The organism is Sphaerotilus microaerophilus, from assembly GCF_023734135.1.
GTDB classification, from domain to species: Bacteria; Pseudomonadota; Gammaproteobacteria; order Burkholderiales; family Burkholderiaceae_C; genus Sphaerotilus; species Sphaerotilus microaerophilus.
On record NZ_AP025730.1, the window covers coordinates 3,517,777 to 3,532,857 of the forward strand.

At 65.9% G+C, this 15,081-nt stretch carries 14 protein-coding genes and 1 pseudogene; 2 read left to right on the forward strand and 13 right to left on the reverse strand.

What is annotated here, in order from left to right; genetic code table 11:
* Nucleotides 1-11: 11 nt before the first annotated feature.
* The 5 genes and pseudogenes from NGK70_RS15085 to NGK70_RS15105 form a co-directional block, all read right to left on the reverse strand.
* Nucleotides 12-953: a VOC family protein gene (locus NGK70_RS15085; protein WP_251969341.1), complete on the reverse strand. Its 942-nt coding sequence runs from the start codon at nt 951-953 to the stop codon at nt 12-14.
* 110 nt (nt 954-1,063) lie between these two features.
* Entirely contained in the window at nt 1,064-1,921 is an 858-nt protein-coding gene (locus NGK70_RS15090) for an alpha/beta fold hydrolase (protein WP_251969342.1), read from the reverse strand.
* 135 nt (nt 1,922-2,056) lie between these two features.
* Nucleotides 2,057-2,746 (reverse strand): TetR/AcrR family transcriptional regulator, encoded by a 690-nt coding sequence (locus NGK70_RS15095; RefSeq protein ID WP_251969343.1) that lies wholly within the window; start codon nt 2,744-2,746, stop codon nt 2,057-2,059.
* 60 nt (nt 2,747-2,806) lie between these two features.
* Nucleotides 2,807-3,612: pseudogene (locus NGK70_RS15100) on the reverse strand (PDR/VanB family oxidoreductase).
* Nucleotides 3,609-4,649, reverse strand: coding sequence for an aromatic ring-hydroxylating oxygenase subunit alpha (locus tag NGK70_RS15105; RefSeq protein WP_251973794.1), 1,041 nt, complete (start codon nt 4,647-4,649; stop codon nt 3,609-3,611). The pseudogene NGK70_RS15100 and the gene NGK70_RS15105 overlap by 4 nt, the downstream one beginning before the upstream one ends.
* A gap of 126 nt (nt 4,650-4,775) precedes the next feature.
* On the opposite strand from NGK70_RS15105, the gene NGK70_RS15110 reads away from it, so the two are divergent.
* The gene (locus NGK70_RS15110; protein WP_251969344.1) at nt 4,776-5,162 is read left to right on the forward strand and encodes a hypothetical protein; all 387 of its coding nucleotides are present in this window, start codon (nt 4,776-4,778) and stop codon (nt 5,160-5,162) included.
* Nucleotides 5,156-5,539, forward strand: a complete 384-nt coding sequence (locus tag NGK70_RS15115) for a helix-turn-helix domain-containing protein (RefSeq protein WP_251969345.1) — start codon at nt 5,156-5,158, stop codon at nt 5,537-5,539. The genes NGK70_RS15110 and NGK70_RS15115 overlap by 7 nt, the downstream gene beginning before the upstream one ends.
* A gap of 29 nt (nt 5,540-5,568) precedes the next feature.
* On the opposite strand, the gene NGK70_RS15120 is transcribed toward NGK70_RS15115, so the two are convergent.
* The 8 genes from NGK70_RS15120 to NGK70_RS15155 all read right to left on the reverse strand — a co-directional run bounded on the left by NGK70_RS15120 (nt 5,569) and on the right by NGK70_RS15155 (nt 15,060).
* Entirely contained in the window at nt 5,569-6,564 is a 996-nt protein-coding gene (locus tag NGK70_RS15120; protein WP_251969346.1) for a Bug family tripartite tricarboxylate transporter substrate binding protein, read from the reverse strand.
* A gap of 34 nt (nt 6,565-6,598) precedes the next feature.
* Complete coding sequence (locus NGK70_RS15125; RefSeq protein WP_251969347.1) at nt 6,599-7,189, reverse strand: malonic semialdehyde reductase; 591 nt, start codon at nt 7,187-7,189, stop codon at nt 6,599-6,601.
* 61 nt (nt 7,190-7,250) lie between these two features.
* On the reverse strand, nt 7,251-8,129 hold the full coding sequence (locus NGK70_RS15130) for a beta-keto acid cleavage family enzyme (protein WP_251969348.1): 879 nt from the start codon (nt 8,127-8,129) through the stop codon (nt 7,251-7,253).
* A gap of 91 nt (nt 8,130-8,220) precedes the next feature.
* Nucleotides 8,221-9,069: a 4Fe-4S dicluster domain-containing protein gene (locus NGK70_RS15135; RefSeq protein WP_251969349.1), complete on the reverse strand. Its 849-nt coding sequence runs from the start codon at nt 9,067-9,069 to the stop codon at nt 8,221-8,223.
* The gene (locus NGK70_RS15140; protein WP_251969350.1) at nt 9,066-12,071 is read right to left on the reverse strand and encodes a molybdopterin-dependent oxidoreductase; all 3,006 of its coding nucleotides are present in this window, start codon (nt 12,069-12,071) and stop codon (nt 9,066-9,068) included. Before NGK70_RS15140 ends, NGK70_RS15135 begins: the two co-directional genes overlap by 4 nt.
* 34 nt (nt 12,072-12,105) lie before the next feature.
* Nucleotides 12,106-12,981: a fumarylacetoacetate hydrolase family protein gene (locus NGK70_RS15145; protein ID WP_251969351.1), complete on the reverse strand. Its 876-nt coding sequence runs from the start codon at nt 12,979-12,981 to the stop codon at nt 12,106-12,108.
* 42 nt (nt 12,982-13,023) lie between these two features.
* Nucleotides 13,024-13,956, reverse strand: a complete 933-nt coding sequence (locus NGK70_RS15150) for a VOC family protein (protein ID WP_251969352.1) — start codon at nt 13,954-13,956, stop codon at nt 13,024-13,026.
* Between the two features lie 66 nt (nt 13,957-14,022).
* A complete protein-coding gene (locus NGK70_RS15155) occupies nt 14,023-15,060 on the reverse strand; it encodes a universal stress protein (RefSeq protein ID WP_251969353.1) in 1,038 nt (345 codons plus the stop codon).
* Nucleotides 15,061-15,081: the final 21 nt, after the last annotated feature.

The following is a 15,081-nucleotide window of genomic DNA, read 5'->3' on the forward strand; positions in this document are numbered from 1 at the left end:
ATAGTTTCATCCTAGGCCACCTCCACCACAGCAGCCGGGATGCCGGGCACCGTGCCGGGCATTGCCCCATACGGACGATGCCCCCAGTTGCTGACGCGGTCGTAGGCGTCCGGCTGCCAGGTGGCATCGTCCACCTTGACCCCGCCCCAGCCGCACTCAAACAGGAAACCCGACGGCGAGTGGCCGTAGAAGGACACCATCCGGTCGTTCGGGTGCTGGCCCAGGTCCATCACCACCGGCAGGCCGAACTCCAGGCAGCGGTCACGCGCCCGGCCAACGTCAGCCATGGACCCCATCTCGATCATGAAATGGTGGATGCGCTTCTTCGCTCCGGGCATCGGTGAGCGGGGCGCCACGGCCAACGAGTGGTGCCTTTCATTGGCATGGAAAAAGGACACCTCGATCTTCACGCCGGGCGCGGGCTCCAGGTGGATGTGATCGCTGAGCCGCACACCCAACACGCGACGGGCGAACTCGGTCGTGGCCGGGTAGTCCGAGGCCTCGAACACCACATGGCCCACGCCGCCTGCCCCGGTCACGAATCCCGATGGCACGAGCGGTGACGGGCAGGCCGTCAGCGCCGACGCTCGCGCGACGTAGACCTCATGGCGATTGCCCTCGGGGTCGGTGAAGTGCAGCATGCGTTCGGCGTGACGCACATCGAGTTCCGCGTCGTTGCCCCATCGGGCAGGTACGCCCTGCGCATCCAGGTGCCGGGCAAAGGCCTCCAGGTCAGACGTCGAGGACACCCTCCACCCGGCATAGGCGAAGTCGTCGGCCGCACCGGCGTGCAGGATGAAGCGGGCCGGCGCGGCGTCCATGCGCAGCCAGCAGGTGGCCATCGGCCCGGCCTCCAGGCCGAGGCCCAGGACCTCGGTGGCAAAGCGTTCCCAGCGTGGCAGGTTGCTGACCTCGAAGCCAAGGTAGCCGAGTTCCGTGATCGTAGGGGTCATGTCGTCTCCTCTTCAGGCAAAGCAATGCCCGCCTCGGCCCCACGGGGCCGAAGTGAAAGTCGAGCGGGCGGTGAAGCTCCTGACCGGGCGGGCAGGAGCGAATCAGGACGTCAGTCGTCGTGCGCCAGGAAGTGGCTCACCACGTCGTTGAAGCGCTGCGGGTGCTCCCACTGCGCCCAGTGACCACAGCGGGCGAGCAGCAGGAAATCGGCGTTGGGCATCGCCCGGAAGGGCTCCATGCCTTCCACCGGATTGACGCGGTCCTGCAAACCCCAGATGAACAGGCTGCGGTGCTGCAGGGCGGCCAGGCGCGGATCCAGGCTGATCTGCAGGGTATGCAGCCGCTCCGGCGCAGGCGGCAGCAACGGTGGGTTGGCGCGGATCTCCGGGTCGTTGCTGGCCTCGAAACGCTGGCGGATCAACTCCGGCGTCAACAGGCTCGGGTCATGGACCAGATTGCCGATGAAGGCCTGCAGCTTCTCCAGGCTTGGGCCCTCGCCCAGGTAGTAGGTCAGCAATTGGCGGATGCCTTCGGTGGGGCCCTTCGCGCCAGCCACCACACCCCCGCCCGGACCCATCAACACCAGCTTGCCCACCCGCTCGGGCGCGTCCATCGCCGCGCACAGGGCGGCAGAACCGCCGAAGGAGTTGCCGACCAGATGGGCACGCTCCAGCCCCAGCGCGTTCATGAAGGCCAAGATGGCCCGGCCACCGTTCTGGAACGGTCCTTCCCCACCGAAGGCCTGCAGATTCTTGGAGCTGCGCCCCCAGCCCGGGAAATCGATCACCCAGCAGCGGAAATGCTGCGACAGGGCCTCGATGTTCTTCGCGTAGTTGCTGGCGCCGGTGGCGCCGGGCCCGCCGCCGTGCAGCAGGATCACATCGGGCCCGGACCCATGCACCTCACTGTGGATATGCCAAGCCTGGCCATCGGGCAGGGTCCCCGATGCCGCGTGAATGTCCGCCATCGCTGTCTCCGTCGTTGTCGTCGAAATCTTTGCGGATCCATCCGGGCCTTGACCCCCGTGATCCATGACGGAAAGCATATCTTCATTGACATTTCTGTCAATGACACAACTGTCAACGTTAGGGAAAGCGCTGAGTCAAGCTGCAGTCGCCACCGCAAGACGGCATGCATCCACGGCGGGGAGCTCGCGCGCCAAGGCATCGTCGATGTTTTGGGCGGACGCCCCCAGCCCGCGCAGGATGGCCCGCACCACCTCTGCACCTTGCTCGTCGCCGCCCGACGGGGCGAGACGAGACTTGAGTGCGAAGACCATCACACCCACCGCAATGGCCTGGGCCAGTTCGATGTCCCGAACCTGGACCTGCCCCTGTGCGATGGCCTCTTCCAGATCCCCGCGTGCGTGTTCCATCGCCACCGCGCCGATGCCGGACACCGACCCCAGAAAGGCACGGAACAGCGGGTCGTGGGTGGCCTTGCGGTAATACAGGCGCGCGGCGGTGGCCAGCCGGTGCACCGGGTCGGACAGATCCCGAACCGCGGGAATGATGGTTTCGATCACCTCATTCGACATCGCATCGATGCAGGCGTCGAGCAGTTCCCGGGTGGTCTGGAAGTAGTTGTAGAAGGTGCCGCGCGACACGCCGGCGGCCTTGACGAAGTCGTCGATCACCGGAACGTCGGGCCCCAGCTCGGCAAAGACCGGGATGGCGCTGTCGATGATGTGCGCGCGGGTCTTCTCCCGCTGCGCCTGGCCGATCGCGGTGCGGTGGTGCGGACGGGTGGAGAGGCCAGCAGAGAGAGTTTTCGTTGACGTTTTGTCAGCCATGGCCGATTGTGCATGAGCCGACGGGGACGTCCACACCGACTCAGTCTCTGACTCCTCCCACTACAGTTCCAGCACCAGGCAGGTCGACTTGGACCGCGAGCAGCAGAGCAGAAAGCGCCACCCGGAGGCCTTCTCCTCTGGAGTGAGAAAGTGGTCACGGTGGTCCGGAATCCCCTCCAGCACGGCGACCTCGCAGGTGCCGCACAAGCCCTGCTCGCAGGACACCGGCAGATCCACACCCGCGCGGTGAAGCACTTCGACGACGGTCTCGCCGGTTTCGACCCGAAGCCGGCGACCTGTCCCGGCCAGCACCAACTCGAAGCCGTCCGATTCGGTGGTCGCAGCAGCAGGCGGCGCGGCAAAGTACTCTCGATGCAGCCGCCCACTTGCCCAGCCGGCTCGCTGCGCGCCGTCGAGCACCCAGTCCATGAAGCCCGTCGGCCCACAGACGTACGCTCAAAGGAACGGCCTTGTCGCGCCAGCACCTGGGCCATGCTGAGCAACGGTGTGATGCCGATGCCCCCCGCCACCAGGATGCAGTGTCCCGACCCGGGCTCCAGCGGGAAGAGGTTGCGGGGCACGCCGATCTGCAGTTCATCGCCTTCGCGCAGACGGTGCATGGCCTGCGACCCGCCGCGCGATTGAGGCTCCAGCAGCACAGCGATGCGATAGACCTCCCGTTCAAGCGGATCGCCGCACAGCGAACACGGCCGCACCAAGCCTCCCGGCAGAAGCACGTCGATGTGCGCTCCCGCATCAAAAGGGGGCAACCCCTCTCCCCCCTGAGCCACCAGTTCGAAGGAGCGGATGGCGGTGGCCTCGTCCTGCACGCGGACCACCTTCACCGTCAGCGTGTTCGCCCTCAACGACCTGCCTCCTGCACGATCAGCGCTTCCACCCGGCGCCGTGCCTTGACGTTCGCTACATCCGTCTGCAGCAGCACGGGACGCAGGCTGAACAGGTCCGAGGTACCCATCTGCGCCTGGCAGGCGGAGATCATCGGTTCGTCCTCCTCTTCGAAGGCGCGGCGGGCGAATTCGGCCATTTCAGCGTCGGCTTCGGGTACGCCAAGAGCCACGTTGCGGCCGAGGGCAAAGAAGTAGTGGGTGCGGTGCTCATCGATGGGCGTGAGCAGGTGCAGCAGCGGCAGCACCACTCCACTGCCGTCCGCCTGGCCGCAGGGGGTCATGCTCAGCCGCATGGCCAGGCTGCTGGCCGGTTGCCAGCGCATGCGAACGCGGAAGTCGCCCTGCTCCTCACGAAACAGTGGACGCAGTTGCGGGGTTGGCTTCATGGACGGACAGAAGTAGGTGGACGTGATGCTGCGATCGTCTTCCTCGATGCCGACCTGCATGCCCGCCTCGACCGAATCCTCCGGGGCACCCCCCACCGTTTTCGGGTGCACATAGGGCGCATGGGTGAGATCGAGCAGGTTGTCCATGACCAGCAGGTTGTTGCCACTGACCTCCAGATGCCCGGTCGCCACGGAGAACTGCTCGACAGCCTGGAGGAAACCCGTGTGAGCCTCGGGCAGGATCTGCTGCGCATCGGCCTTCTCTGCTTCACCCATCCACACCCATACCACCCCGGCGCGCTCGGCCACGGGGTACGAGCGCAGGTGCGCCGCCTTGGGGATGTGGCCGTCACCGTGAGGGTTGTGAACGCACTGCCCGCGGCTGTCGAACTTCAGCCCATGGTACGGGCAGGCAGCGGTGTCGCCTTGCACGCAGCCCTTGTGCAGGGGAGCAAAGCGATGCGAGCAGCGGTTGGACAGAATCACGGCCTCGCCGGCTTCATTGCGCCACAGCATCAGCGGCTCACCCAGCAGGGTTCGGGTGATGGGTTGACGGCTGAAGTCCTTCGACCAGCCGGCGCAGTACCACGTGTTACGGACGAATGCCATGAATGTTGTCTCCGATTGAGGTTGGGAAGGCCCGGATATCAAGCTCCATGGCCACCGCCAGCGTAGGCAGCGGCGGCGTCGATCGCATCGTTCACATGCACCACGGAACTTCCAGCAACCCCCTTCATGACCTCGTCCCTGCAGCTGAATCTGAACGATCCGCAGAACTTGGTCGCCCGGCGCACCACCGCCTTGCCGGGTGTGGTCCACGCCTTCGGGCCAGACGACTGGGTACAGCAGACCAGCACGGCCCGGCTGGCCGCGCACATGGGCATCGTGCAGGCGCTGTGCATCACCCAAGTGGATGCCACAACCGGACTGGCCAGCTTCATCTCGGTGGCGCGCAAACGGGCCCGACCCACCTTCACGACCCGGGATCGCCAGCTGCTGCAACTCGCCTCGGCACACCTGGGGCCGCGCTGGAACTCTGTCTGGCGCAGACTTTGGACCGCGACGGGAATGGGCTTTCCCAAACGGGCGGAAGGCTCGCCAGCGATGAGTCAGGTGTGCTGACGGCGATTCAGCCCGGCGCCTTGGCCTTGCTGCGCTGCGAGTGGCCGAACTGGTCCGGCCCCTTCCTGCCACCGGCCCTGTTGGCCACCCTCCAAGCCCGGCGCAGCGTCTTCCTGGGGCGCAGCCTGCACGCGCAATTCTGCTGGCGCCACGAACTGCTCTACGTCAGCCTGCGCCCCCGGCAAGCCTTGGATCGCCTCACCCCGCGTGAGCGAGATGTTGCCCAGGCCCATGCGGCCGGCCACAGCTACCGTGAAGTGGCCGAGGAGCTGGGCATGTCACCCGTGACCGTGCGACACCATCTGCGATCGGCGTACACCAAGCTGGATGTACAAGACAAGGCCATGCTGGCCCGCGTGTTGTCGGGCCCGGACTGATGCAGGGTTCTGCCAGGCCCCCGGGCGCGTCACTGGGGCAACACACCCAGCGACTTCGCCAACGCCTGGTACTGCCGCGTTTCTCCGGCGTAGAACCGCTCCAGCTCCTCCAACGACATCGGGCTGGCGACCTCCACCCCGGTGGATTGGGAGTAGCGGATAACTTCTGGATCGGCCAGCGACGCTGCGACGGCGGCGTGCAGCCGCTGCACCTCGCCCGCAGGCAGCGACCGTGAGACGAACAGCGCCGCCCAGGTGTGGTGGACGAAGTCGGCCAGGCGCCGATCGGTTGACGACAGGGTTGGCAGCTTCGGCAGTCGGGCAGCGACGGCTGGCGAGCTCACCCCGTAGGCACGCAATTTGCCGGTCTCGATGAGTGCTGGGCTGTTGCCCCCGAGTGGCAGGAAGGTCAGGTCGAGCTGCCCGCCCATCAGATCCTGCACCACCGGCGGCAGCCCTCGGTACGGCACCAGGTTGAGCGACAGGCCCAGCCGGCGGGCCCACTGCTCACCCAACAGGTGGATCATCGAGCCCTGGCCGATGTGCCCAAGACTCAGGGGCTGAGAACCCGGCTGCGATGCCAATGCCACCAGCTCGGTCATGTTCGTTGCCGGCAGGTCCGGGCGCCCAACCAGCACGTAGGGAGTACGACCGACCAGACCGACGGGACGAAGGTCTTCCGGCTTGTAGCGCGCGCTCGCAAACGCCAGCGGCGTCAGGATCGGCTCGGTCTGTGAAGCCACCACAAGCACGGTCTGCTCGGCCGGTGTCGCCAGCAGCCTGGACACCCCCAGGGAACCCCCAGCACCCGGCAGGTTCTCGACGATGGTGGTCTGGCCCAGTGCCTTCTGCAGCAACGGCTGCAGCTTGCGCGCCAACGCATCGGTGGGATTGCCCGCGGGCTGAGGGACCAGCAGCGTGGCCGTACGGGCCAGCTGGGCCGCAGCAAGAGCGGGCCACAGCCCACCTGCAGCCAGAACGGTGATCAGGCGGCGTCGCATCGACGAAACGGGCAGGGGTGTCATCTGCATCCTCTCAACTGAAAGTGAGCGCGGCGGGTCAGGCGAGCTGAACGGCGTCCTCGAAGGCCAGCCGCGGCCCACGCGGATACAGCCCGGCAGGATCTCCCCATCCCAGGTTGACCAGGAAGTTCGCCTCCCAGCGTCCGTCAGGGAAGAAGGCCCGGTTGACCGCTTCCCGGTTGAAGCCGCTCATCGCCCCAACCGCCAGGCCCAGGCTCCGTGCCGCCAGCATCAGGTAGGCCCCCTGCAGGCTGCCATTGCGCAGCCCCGTCTCCACCGCGAGTCCGGTATTGCCGGCATACAGTTCGCGGGCCGTGGGCACTGCAGGGAACTGGCTCGGCAACTGCTCGAAGAACGCCATGTCGGTGGCAACGATGGCGGTCACCGGTGCAGCCATGGTCTTGTCGACATTGCCTGGCGCCAGGGCGGGTCTCAGGCGCTCCTTGCCCTCGGGCGTGCGCACAAAGACGACCCGCGCCGGCTGGCAGTTCATGGAGGTCGGGCCCCAGCGATACAGGTCGTGGAGTTGCCGAAGCAGGCTGTCATCCACCGGCTCCGGACGGAAACGGTTGAAGGTACGTGCAGCGCGGAACAGTTGATCCAGGGCTTCGTCGTTCAGGGCGGGCATGGTTGGGCTCCTGTGGAGATGGGATGTGGGGGGGATGCGAGTGCCGTCAGCAAAAGAAGACTCAGCACTTCAGACCGAGGATCGCGCGTGCCTCGTCAGGCGTCGCGATCTCCGGCCCCAGGTCGGTGACCATGCGTTTGGCCTTTTCCACCAGTTCAGCATTGCTGGCAGCGAACTTGCCGCGCGAGATGAAGGCGTTGTCTTCCATGCCAACCCGCACATGGCCGCCCAGCAGGGCGGATTGCATCGCCATTGGGAACTCGTCGCGGCCGATGCCGAAGCCTTGCCATTGCGCACCAGCGGGCAGCAGGTTGCGGATGTAGGTCATGGTCTCGGTGTCGGCCGGCATGGTGAAGTTCAGGCCCATCACGAAGGAGTACATGCCCGGCCCATCGAGCACGCCGCGCTGGATGAGGTGCTTGGCCAGCACCGCATCACCGCTGTCGAACAGCTCGATTTCCGGCTTCACGCCGGCATCGCGCACCAGGGTCGCCATGCGCGTTAGCACCTGCTCGGTGCTGATGACGATGCCGCCGAAGACTTGGGCCGTTACCAGGTCCAGCGTGCAGATCTCCGGGCGGAGCTTGAGCACATGCTCGACGCGCTTCTCGGGGGTCCAGATGTGGGTGTCCGGACCGGCCTTGACCGGCAGCAGCGGATCCTCTGGGTAAAAGCCCGAGCCCAGGCCGGTGGTCAGGTTGAGGATCACTCCCGGGTTCTGTTCGCGGATCAGCCCCACCGCTTCCTCGTAGAGGGCCAGGTCACCGGAGAACTGGCCGGTCTGCGGGTCGCGCACGTGCACATGCAGGATGGCCGCGCCGGCCTCGGCGGCGGCCAGGCCTGACTCCGCGATCTGCCGGGGCGTGATGGGCTGGGCCGGGTTTCTGGACAACGGGCCGGCGCCGGTCAGGGCGCAGGTGATGACGATCTTCTCTTGCATGGGGCTTCCTTCAGGGGTGAAGACAGAGTTCGGACAAAGCGCAGCCCGACCGGTGCGATCTGCACACCGGGCTGCGCAACATGGGGGTGATTCAGGCGCCGAGTTCGATGTCCGGGACGACCACGCAGTGGTTGCCGATGACGATGGACCGGGTCCACGACCCGTGCTGGGGGTGTGTCACCATGAGCTCAGCAGGGCCGGAGCCGATCGGCAGGCCGTCGAGACGGAAGTCGCCATAGGCATCGGTGGTGGCCGAAGCAACCGCTCTCCCCTGCCCTGTCAGCACCACGCTGGCCCCCTGCAGGCACTCGGCACGTCCCTGAGCGTCGCGGTACGAAACGCTGCCGGCGACGAAGACGGTCTGCAGCCGCTCCAGGTGGCGGTAATACACCCGGGGGCGGGTGCCGAGTTCGGGCTGGAGCGTCTGCAGGCCCTCGCGCGCGGCACGTGCAACCATGCTGCTGTCATCGGACTTGACGGCTTCAAGCGCCCGGGTCGGACACACCCCCACACATCGAGGTTCTGTCGAGCCCGCATCGAGCAAGTGGGCGTCGAAGAACCAGTTCTGCGGAACCTGCGCCGCCTCGTTCCAGACCAGCGCACCGTAAGGGCAGCAGTCCAACAGATCGCGGCGCCCCTTCACCTTCTCGGGATCGAAGACGACGATGCCATCCGGGCGCTGGGTGACCGATCCACCCCCGGCCTCCACGCAGGGGGCGTCCCGGCAGTGGTTGCACAGCACGGGCCAGTGGGTGACGTCCACGTGGTGGCCACTGCCTCGGATGTGGCGCTCGATGCGGATCACACCACGACCGTTGGCGGGCATCGCTGCGCTGAAACCTGGGAAGTCGTTGCCGACCAATTCATCCTTGGCCGCCAGGACGCAGTTGTTGCAGTTCTCGCACAGCGAGACGTCGATGATGAGATTCCATTGGGTCATGCAGACACCTTGGCGTTCGATGGAGCTGGCGCCTGTGGAGCCGTCAGCACCGGCCCGGTCCAGCGTTCGACCTGTACCAGACAGGAGTTGGGCGACATGCTGCTGGTGCCCTTCATCTGCGGGCGCGAGGGTGTCAGCAGGTTCATGCAGCCGCCGATGTCGATCAGCTCACCATTGCATTCAACCGGCAGGTACTCCGCGCTGGCTTCGAAGGACTTGACCACGCCGCAAGCCACCAGCGGCGACACGTCGGCCGCGCAAAGCACCGCACCGCGGTCGTTGAACACCTTGACCAGGTCGTGGTGGACGATGCCACGGGCCAGCGCATCGGCACTGTTGAGCCGCACGATCCAGTAGGCGTGCCCGCCGACCCGCCAGCGGTGATCCTCGATGTCGCCGGTGAAGCTGTTCTTGCCGTCCACGTTGGTGTGGAAGCTGTAGCGCGAGTGCGTGGCGACCATCTGCAGCGGGAAACGCTGCGCCAGTTCGGCCGTGCGTGGACCTTCCCAGGCCGGGATGTAGCGGTTGAGCACCGGGCGTTCAGGGTTCTCCGGATCCGCACGCTGGAGCGTCTCGGGCAGGAACTCGATCTTTCCGGTCGGCGTTTGCAGCCCCTTGCCAAAGGGCCCGACCCACTGCGAAGGCAAGGGCTGAGGCTCAGCAATGTCCTTGGGCCGATCCTCGGCGAACCAGCGGAAGTTCACTGCCGGCTCCAAGCCGGGCTTCTCAGGCGGGACCACGAAGTAGCCTTTGCGGCAGAAGTCCTTCCAGCTCACGTGCCTGGCCACGTCGCTGCTGTCAAAGACACGTTTGACCCAGTCCAGCTCGCTGCAGCCTTCCGTGAACATCGCGCCCAGACCCAGGCGCTGCAGGATCAGACTGAAAATCTCGTAGTCCGACTTGGACTCGCCCAACGGTTCGATGCACTTGTGCTGCAGCGCAATGACGCGATGGTTCACCCCATTGAATCCGTGCTGCAGGTAACCACCGCCCGAACCCCACTCGCCGATGTCGTAACGCTCGAACTGCGTGCACGCCGGCAAGATGACGTCGGCGAACTGGGCCTCGCCCTCCATCCAGATCGACTGGTTCACCACGCATTCGATGCTCTCGTGACGGTAGGCCTGCGCCATGCGACCGGAGTCGCTAAGTGTGCTGAAGAACGAGCCCCCGTACTTGTAGATCATGTGGATGCGCGGGTAACCCGGCATCGGGTAGTGGAAGGGCGAGAACTGGATCTCGGTGGCCATGCCATCCCAGAGGTAGCCGGTGGCCTGCCCTTGGATGATGGCTTCCGGCAACTGCTGCTTCGGAATCAGCTGGCGCACCGGATTCACCGTGATCACATGGGGCATGCGCTGGTAGTTGTTGACCGCGTTGCCGTTCCACTGCAGCTCTCCTGAGATGCCACCATCGGCATAGCCCGGGAAATAGAACTCGTGATCCACCGGCGTGCCGCACTCCAGGTTGCCCATGTTGACGCCCGGTTTTCCCAGGCCCTGCATGGCCATCATCATGACCATGCAGCGGGCCCACTGACCGCCCGTGGCACCTCGGCCGGCCCCACCGAATCCCCCGCCGGCAGCGCCGGCCGCCAGGTAGGTTCGCTTGCTCGCCCATTGGCGTGCCAGCGCTCGCACGACCCGGGCTGGCACACCGGTTTCCGGCTCCTGCCATTCCGGCGTCTTGGGCACCCCATCGTCCTTGCCGAGCAGATGGTCGCGCCAGGCCTCGAAGTCGGTGGTTCGCTTTGCGACGAAGTCCTTGTCGTACAGTTCCTCGACCACCCAGACCTGCATGATGGCCTGGGCCAGAGCGGCGTCCGTGGTTGGCTTGATCGGAATCCAACGACCGCCCAGCAACTGCGCTGTCGGGTTGAAGTGCGGATCGATGTGCACGAACTCGATGCCCAGTTGCTTGGCCCACAGGCGCCGCTCGGTCCCTTCCTGGCCCATGTAGGCAGCATGGGTGCTTTCCGGGTCGCTGGACCAGAACACCATCAGCTCCGCGTGCTGAAGGCAGTCCGCCACCGTACCATAGTTGCCCGAGACGCCGATGCGCTGGCTGTGGCCCCAGTGGTGCATGGCACCCCAATACCAGCCCTCCCAGCTGTCCGGGTTGGCGGCCACACGAGTGAAACCGATCATGTTGCCGAAGCGCAGCAGCGAGGACAGGTAATAGCCGACGTTGCCCCATTGGTGGTGCGAGCCGTGGGCAATGGTCATCGAGCCCGGCCCGTGCACCTGCTTCTGGCGTTGGATCTCGCCGGCGACGATGTCCAGCGCCTCGTCCCAGGAGATCGGCACGTAGCCGCTGCGACCTCGGTTGTGGGGGTTGCGCTCGCCCTTCGGATCAAAATCAACCCGCCGCAGCGGTGTGAGGATGCGCTTGTCGGAGTACACCGCCGACTTCATGGCCAGAGCATGGGCCGCCACAGTGGCCATGCGGCGCGGGGTGAGCTGGCGGCCGCGGGCGGTGAGGGTCCAGGAGGATGCGTCCGTTGCATCGAACTCGATCGGCATGATGCGCAGGATCCGCCCCGCCTTGACGAAGACGAACAGCGGTCCCCCGTTGGTCATCATCGTGCAGCGCGTCGAGCCGTCCGCCTGCGGCGTACCCATCTGCAACGCCGAGGTCTGGCTCAGGTTCATCAACTGCATGAACCACACGCACAGCGCATCCGGCCCCATCACCATGACCTTGAAGTTCTTGGCCGCATGGACCACCTCGCCCATGTCCGCGTTGGGCTTCATCATGGTCAGGGCGGTGGCGAGGTCCTTGAACACCATGCGAACGGTCGGGTTCGGGTGCAGGCCCTTTGTAGAACTGACCTTCCCGCCACGAATGTCGAAGTAGCGGCCGATCGAGCCATCCTTCAGCTGGATCTGCACGACCGCGTCGTGACGCCTCAGGAAGGCACGGAACGCGGGGCGCGTTCCGGCCGTCTTGTTCAACATCGGCGCTAGGGCGAAGAGGATGGTTTGAAGAACGAGTCGCTTCATGGCGTTGGGAACCTCAATTCGGGAGGAGGCGCACTCAGCGGATCGGCTCGGCTTCGACGCGGTTCTCGATGAAGCCGAGCGAGTCGATCTCGACCTTCACCACATCGCCGGGCTGCAGGAACTTGCCCAGTGCAATGCCGACGTTGGCGCAGGTGCCGGTGGCGATCAGGTCGCCTGGCTCCAGCGTCATCACCTGGGATAGCTCATGGATCTGCTGCCAGATGTTGTAGATCATCCCGCCGGTGTTGGCCTCCTGGCGCAGTTCGCCGTTGACCCACAGGCGCATCGTCAGGTTGTGCGGGTCGGCGATCTCGTCGTCGGTGGTGATCCAGGGGCCGATCGGCCCGTGGCTGTCGAAGGACTTGCCCAGCGTGTAGGTGGGGCTCTTGAACTGCCAGTCACGCGCGGTGACGTCGTTGCAGACGAAATAGCCACCCACCACCGAGCGAGCGTCCTCGACACCGACGTAGCGGCAGCGCTTGCCGATGACGACGCCGAGTTCGGCCTCGTAGTCCATCTTGTCGGACACACGCGGCTTGTAGATCGGGTCGTAGGGGCCGGTGATGCAGGTGACCTGCTTGTTGAACCAGAGCTGGTTCTGCGGCACCGGCACCCCCGCGCGCCGGGCTTCCTCGGCGTGGTCGTGGTAGTTCATGCCGATGGCCATGAACTTCTGGGCCTCGGGGACCGGCGCCTCCAGACGAACGGCTTCCAAAGGAAGTCCTCCCTTGTGTTGGACGAGCGCCTGCTCCAGCCTTTCGCGCAGATGAGGTCCGGCCGCGAGCACACCGCGGATGCTGTCGGGAACGCCCGGGACAAGATCGGTCAAGGCCACGATCCGGCCGTTCTGAATCGCGCCGACCTGGGCATGGTGGGCGTTGCCGTTGGCAGTGAATCGAGCAAGTTTCATGGGAACAGAGGTCCTTGGAAGAGAGTGAAGCGGACGGTTCGTTCAGACAAAGAACTCGGGCGTGACGTCGGGCGCCCACTGGCTGAGCTCCTCGGCGCTGACTTGAGCCGTGCCTACCGGTGTGCTGTCGTTCACCAGATCGCCGTCGGTCCAGTGTTCGACCTTGTTGCCCAGCGGGTCGCGCCAGTAATCGAACAGCTGGCTGCCCTGGATGTGTCGGCCGACACCCCAGGAATGCATGTGGCCTCGGGACTTGAGGAACTCATTGCCCTGCACCAGATCGTCGAGGTCGATCACCTCGAAGGCGCTGTGATCGAAGCGCGAGCGCCCGTCCTGCGCACCGATCAGCGCCAGCGTGTGGTGGTCGGTCCACTGGTCACCCAAGCCGCAGTGCATGAACGCCGCGATGGTGTTGCCCGGAGCGCCGGCCCAGTAGGTGTCCGATGGCTTGAAGCCCAGCACCTCCTGGTAGAAGGCATACATGGCTGGGAAATCCGCCACCAGCAGTGCCAGATGGCCCAGGCGCGAAAGTGTGCTGGCCGCAGGCGCCAGGCGGATCGGTTGGCCGAGGCGTCGGCGGCCCTGGGCCGGGTTGGCAGCAATGGGCTCACGCATAGGCAGCGGAGCGTGCTCGGCCTGGCCATGAATAACGTCAACGACGAAGCCAGCCGGGTCGGTGAAGCGCACGCGCAGGCCGCCACCGGGCTCCGGGTTGTCCTCGACCGGGCGACCCACCTTGGCGGCGACCCGCGCCAGATCCTCGGCCGAACGGGCGAACAGGCCGAAGCCGATCGTGGCGTTCTCCGGACCGAGTTCGGCGATGTGCGCGTGGTGCGCCGGCCCCGCCGTTCGGGAGTACAGGGCGCTGGTGGACTTCACCACCGTGTGCAGGCCGAAGTCGTGCAGGAAGGATTCCAGACCGTCCAGGTCAGTGACCTGGTACCGGACGAAAGCGATGTCTTGGATGGGGCTCATAAGGGACTCCTGGAGGGGTGGTCGAACAACTCTGGTGGATCCGATGGATCAGGTGATTCAAGTGGTTCAGGTGGAAGTGGTGACCGCTTCACCCGCAACTTGAGCGATGCGGGCAAAAAGCTGCTCGAAGGACGCTCCGGCCTCGCGCCGGAACCGGGGATCGGCATGGCCCTCGAAGGCCTCGGCGATGCGCTGCCAGTCCTCATCGGACAGCTGCGTTGCGGCAGCCGGGAGGATCAGGCGCTCCTCGACCCCCATGTGCTGCCACTGGCCAACGATGAAGCGCTGGGCCTGCTCGAAGAAGCGCTCGCCGGCGCCGGGTGTGGCCCGCTCGAAAGCGATCAGCCCGGCCTGCAGTTCGCGCAGCGCCTCGCCTCCTGCCCGATGCTGGGCACGCAGCTCCTGCAGCAGGGTGTCGAACTGGGAGGTGCGCGCCTGCAGCCGGGCGAAGATCTGCGTCTCTTCCTTCGGGTGATGCAGCCGCTCGGGAAACTGCTCCACGTAAAACAGCATGGCACCCAGCAGGCGGAAGTCAGGCGCCGGCCCATCGGCCCGCCAGGTCTGCGCCAGATGTTCCAGGCCATGCAGCACCGCCGCCAGGGAGCGGTGCTCGTCGCGGATGAGGCTGAGGGCGCGGTACCGGGCGGTCAATCGCTCCCGTGCATCGATGCAGGTGACGAGCACAGGCAGCTGTGCCGCCTCGATGAGCTGGCGCGTAACGGAGCCGGACAGCGCCGTGGCGAACCCCTTGCGCCCTCGCGAAGCGGCAAAGACCAGGTCGCAGCCCAGACGCTCAGCGGCCTCCAGGATGGCGTCCGCCACCTGGTCGCTGATGACCAGGGTGGAATCGCAGGGCAGCCCTTCGGCACGAGCAGCGGCTTCCGCTTTGGCCAGCAGGGCATGCCCGGGTGCCTGCGCGCTGGTCGCGTAGGCCACGGGATCCGCCGCGAGCAGCATGGCGCCGCTGCCGGTGGCCGCCAGGTCGCGGCAGGCATGGAAAAACGACAGGTGGGCCTGCGTGGCCCGTGCATAGGCCAGGGCCTGGTCGATCAGGCCCAGCGACGTGGCGGAGCCGTCGATCGGAACGAGCAGGTGTTTGTACATGGCGATCACTGGCTGTGGTGC

Excerpts from the sequence above, each read along its gene's own strand:
- NGK70_RS15125 (WP_251969347.1), bottom strand. The coding sequence starts at position 7,189 with ATGCCCGCCCTGAACGACGAAGCCCTGGATCAACTGTTCCGCGCTGCA.
- NGK70_RS15140 (WP_251969350.1), bottom strand. The coding sequence starts at position 12,071 with ATGAAGCGACTCGTTCTTCAAACCATCCTCTTCGCCCTAGCGCCGATG.
- NGK70_RS15135 (WP_251969349.1), bottom strand. The coding sequence starts at position 9,069 with ATGACCCAATGGAATCTCATCATCGACGTCTCGCTGTGCGAGAACTGC.
- NGK70_RS15130 (WP_251969348.1), bottom strand. The coding sequence starts at position 8,129 with ATGCAAGAGAAGATCGTCATCACCTGCGCCCTGACCGGCGCCGGCCCG.
- NGK70_RS15085 (WP_251969341.1), bottom strand. The coding sequence starts at position 953 with ATGACCCCTACGATCACGGAACTCGGCTACCTTGGCTTCGAGGTCAGC.
- NGK70_RS15150 (WP_251969352.1), bottom strand. The coding sequence starts at position 13,956 with ATGAGCCCCATCCAAGACATCGCTTTCGTCCGGTACCAGGTCACTGAC.
- NGK70_RS15120 (WP_251969346.1), bottom strand. The coding sequence starts at position 6,564 with ATGACACCCCTGCCCGTTTCGTCGATGCGACGCCGCCTGATCACCGTT.
- NGK70_RS15090 (WP_251969342.1), bottom strand. The coding sequence starts at position 1,921 with ATGGCGGACATTCACGCGGCATCGGGGACCCTGCCCGATGGCCAGGCT.
- NGK70_RS15105 (WP_251973794.1), bottom strand. The coding sequence starts at position 4,649 with ATGGCATTCGTCCGTAACACGTGGTACTGCGCCGGCTGGTCGAAGGAC.
- NGK70_RS15110 (WP_251969344.1), top strand. The coding sequence starts at position 4,776 with ATGACCTCGTCCCTGCAGCTGAATCTGAACGATCCGCAGAACTTGGTC.
- NGK70_RS15095 (WP_251969343.1), bottom strand. The coding sequence starts at position 2,746 with ATGGCTGACAAAACGTCAACGAAAACTCTCTCTGCTGGCCTCTCCACC.
- NGK70_RS15145 (WP_251969351.1), bottom strand. The coding sequence starts at position 12,981 with ATGAAACTTGCTCGATTCACTGCCAACGGCAACGCCCACCATGCCCAG.
- NGK70_RS15155 (WP_251969353.1), bottom strand. The coding sequence starts at position 15,060 with ATGTACAAACACCTGCTCGTTCCGATCGACGGCTCCGCCACGTCGCTG.